The following is a 3,984-nucleotide window of genomic DNA, read 5'->3' on the forward strand; positions in this document are numbered from 1 at the left end:
TTGTGCAGGTATATATTATATGCGACAAGGTAATTTTAAAGAAGCAATAAATTACTTTAATAAAGGAAAAGAAAAAGGAAGTATAGAAGCATACGCACAATTAGGAAGTCTATATTTAAGTTTTTTACATGATAATAAAAAAGCAATTAAAAACTTTAAAATAGCAGCAAATGCAGGACATGGAAAATCAGCACATAATTTAGGTGTATATTATTATAAAAACTCTAAATATAATGAAGCATATAAATGGTTTATGAAATCATATGAAACAGGTGATTTAAACTCACTATTATCAATAGGATTGATGTATGATCAACAAAAAAAGTATACAGAAGCAATAAAGATATATAAAAAAGTTGGAGAGTTAGGTAAGCCAAGAGGTTATTATGAACTGGGAACTTTTTACCAATTAAATAAAGATATGCAAGATAAAGAAAAAGGAATAAAATACTACAAAAAATGTTATGAAATGGGATATGGATTATGTGCTGCAGCTATTGGAGAATATTATGAAGAAGATAAAAAAGATTACAAAAAAGCAATTGAGTGGTATAAAAAAGGTATTAAACTTCAATATAGAGGTTCTTTTCAAAAATTAGGTCTTTTATATGCAGATATATTAAAAAATTATGATAAAGCAATTTATTGGTATAAAAGAGGATTTAATGAACTTACTTGTATAGATTGTGCTTTAAGTCTTGGAATAATATATAAAAATAATATAAAAGATTATGATAAAGCAATTTATTGGTATAAAAAAGGTATAAAATTAGGAGATGCAAGGGCTATTCAAAATCTTGGATTTCTATATGAAACAAAATTGAATAATAATAAAAAAGCAATTTATTGGTATAAAAAAGCACTAAACACAGAAGTAAGAAATATGGCAAAAAGAAGACTAAAAAAACTAGGAGTATCATATGAGTAATGATATAACTATAGGAAATGCATTTCATAAAGTAGGTGAAGTTGCACATGTAAATGAATATTGTACTAAAGATAATAAACCAATAGAAGATGATATAAAAACAAGAATAGCTTATATTATAATCTCAAATGAAGATATAAAAGAATTAATAGACTCAACTGATGATAAACAAACTATTTTAAATAATACAAAAGATAAGTATAGCTCTTATTTAGTAAAAGCTGTAGAACAAGAGATAAAAGAGAATAATAAAGTATTAACTTATGATAAATTAAAAGGAGTAACTGAACAAATAGTTGATAAAAAACTAATAACTCTTTGTACTGTAAAACTATATAATAGTAAATCTTATGGAAGTGTATTAAAAGCAAAAAAGTATCATCATGCATATAAAAAAATACTACAAAAAGATCTAAAAGAAAATATTGATAAAAAAAGTACATCTGCTTTAACTTTTACTAAAGATAGTTGTCAACAAATCTTAAAACAAGAAGAGAAGAAAACTTCAAAAAAAATAAATAAAGATACGCAAGCCTATATAATAATATCAATGCCATATGTATATAATATAAAAGAAAACTCAAAAACCAAAGAATTAGAGCAAACTTGTTATGAAGATAAAATAATAGCTTCTTATTTGCCTGAAGTAATAGTAGAGTATGGAGTATTTTTTGATGGTACAAAAAATAATATATATAATATAGATTTTTATAAAAACTTTGTAGAGTTTTTGAAAAAGCCAGCGAAAGATATAGAAGATGCATTAAAGAAAAATGATGAGTTTGGTAAACCAAAATTAAAAGGTAGAAAAAAAGGAACAATTCAATACCATGTCCTATCAACAGATAACCCAGAATTTACAAATGAAACAAAAAAAATAATTATAAATCAAATGAAGAATGCTTCAATAAGATATTTTGATAGTAAATCAGTTTTTATTGTAGGTAAGGATAAAATTACAACTACTAAAAAAGCAGAAAAAGACGCTAAAAAAGTATTTGATTATTTAATTGATGTAAAAAACAGTAAAAAAGATGCCCAAGAAAAAACAATTTCTGAGTATGTAATAAAAGAAATACTTCCAGATCATGACGAAGATAGTAGTTTTACAAATGGTGAAACAAATATAAGTAGATTATATGAACTTTATGATGGTGATGATATAAAGAAAAATGTAGATAACCTTCCAAATACAAGATTTAAACTTTATGAAAGTGGTTCTGGAACATTTAATCCTTTTATACAAAAAAATCAAGAAAAGGATTCTGTTTGGGGATTAGGTTTAGGAACAGGTAAAAGTGGTGTTATAGGACATTGTATATTTGCTTGTGTAAAAATAGCAGAACAATTAAGAAGTTCATCAATTTATCATATAGATGAACTTGTTTTGGATGTTTTTGGTTTTTCAAGAGGGTCTACAAGTGCAAGACATTTTATTTGTTCAATATTAAATAACGCAGAACTAATCAAATCTGTAAAAAGAGATTATACTGTCAAAATGAAAGACAATAAAGATCTTTTTTCTGCAATATATGGAGATAAGGGTTATATATTAATCTCTGGTAAAGAATTTTTCAATCCATTAAGAACAGATTTAGAATATATATATAGAAATAGAATAAAAGTAAAAAATCCATATTATAATATGCAAAAAATTACTATTGATTCTTTATCTTTCAGATTTGTAGGTATTTATGATACTGTAACACATTATGGAATTATGCAATCAAATGATTTTGAAGATTTAAATATCAGTTTTTTTGAAAATGAAAATATTACAAAAGTAGGTCATGTAGTTCATCTAATGGCAGATGATGAATTTAGATATAACTTTGAAGCATACTCTATTTTTCCAAATATAAATAAGCATTATTATAAAGATAGCAAAGAAAAAAGAAAAGATGGTGGTGCAAAACTTGAAGAGTTTTATCTTCCTGGGGCCCATGCAGATGTAGGAGGAGGATATAATCAAAAATCAGAAGTAGTATATTTAGGTAAATTCCTTCTTGAAGGGAAAGAAATACCTAAAAAATTACAAAATAAAATAATAAAATGGAATGAAAAATATAATTGGATCAGTAAAGCAACTGATGAGAATATAAAAGAATTAAAATCAAGTGATGAAATTAAAGAATTGAAAGAAGAAAATAAAAAACTAGAAGAAGGTTTTTATTATTATGTAAAAAACGAATATAATTTTGTTAAAGATTATAGTAATAATGATGATAATGGTTGGGTAGATTATTTATATCTTTACATGTATAAACCAAAAGTATCAAATAAATATGAACATGTAACAATGAAAATAATGTATGACAAAGCTATATATGTAGATTCAAAAACTCAAAATAATAAAAAAGATGAATTTGAGATGGTTCCTTTAGGAGATTTTAAACCTTACAAGTTTAATAAAGAAAATACATTAACTGAAGCATATGGATGTTTAAAAAAACATGAAGTTTTAAAAATATCCAAAAAAGAAGCTTATAAAAAGTTAAAAGACAAATATATCCATCATTCGGCAGAATATGATAATTTTGTAAATAAAGCATCATATGAAAATATGAATAAAACAGATTTTTATGGCAAAAGAGTTATATATTCTACTAATGGTGAAGAATTTACAAGAAATAATAATTAAAAAGGAAAAGAATGAGAAGAATAAAAAGAATAGTTTTAATATTAGGGTTTGCACTAAGTTCATTAAATGCAAATAGTTGTTTAAGCAAGTATGAAGAAGAGATAGCAAAAGGCAATGCAATTGCAATGAATAATTTTATTAAAGATTGTAAATCAGATTTACCAGAAAATAAAATATTAAATTATATTAAAGCAAGAGAAAAAAAATTTTTTGGTTCAGAAGCATTAGAATGTAGAGCAGATGCTTTTTTTTATCAAAATAAATTAAGATTAGCATTTGATTATTATTCACAAGCTGAGTCATTAAATAATCAGCAAGCTAAAATTAGCATAGGATATATTTACTCAAATTTCAACAATGAATTAAAAAAAGAATATGAATATAGAGTTGATATGCCAATATATACAGAAAAAGA

General features: G+C 24.2%; 3 protein-coding genes. All 3 read left to right on the forward strand.

Annotated features, from left to right (window positions below):
• Positions 1-928: tetratricopeptide repeat protein (locus CRU93_RS13880; protein ID WP_375153653.1), on the forward strand; the 928-nt coding region annotated here is incomplete at its 5' end.
• Positions 921-3,569: a DUF2235 domain-containing protein gene (locus tag CRU93_RS13885; RefSeq protein ID WP_129104786.1), complete on the forward strand. Its 2,649-nt coding sequence runs from the start codon at positions 921-923 to the stop codon at positions 3,567-3,569. The genes CRU93_RS13880 and CRU93_RS13885, both read left to right, overlap by 8 nt.
• A gap of 11 nt (positions 3,570-3,580) precedes the next feature.
• Positions 3,581-3,984, forward strand: a 404-nt coding sequence (locus CRU93_RS13890) for a hypothetical protein (protein ID WP_164967705.1), incomplete at its 3' end; no start/stop codon positions are given.

The sequence above is a fragment of the Arcobacter sp. CECT 8985 genome (assembly GCF_004116495.1).
GTDB lineage: Bacteria > Campylobacterota > Campylobacteria > Campylobacterales > Arcobacteraceae > Malaciobacter.

Coding starts and splice junctions, on each gene's coding strand:
- CRU93_RS13885 (WP_129104786.1), top strand. CDS start 921: ATGAGTAATGATATAACTATAGGAAATGCATTTCATAAAGTAGGTGAA.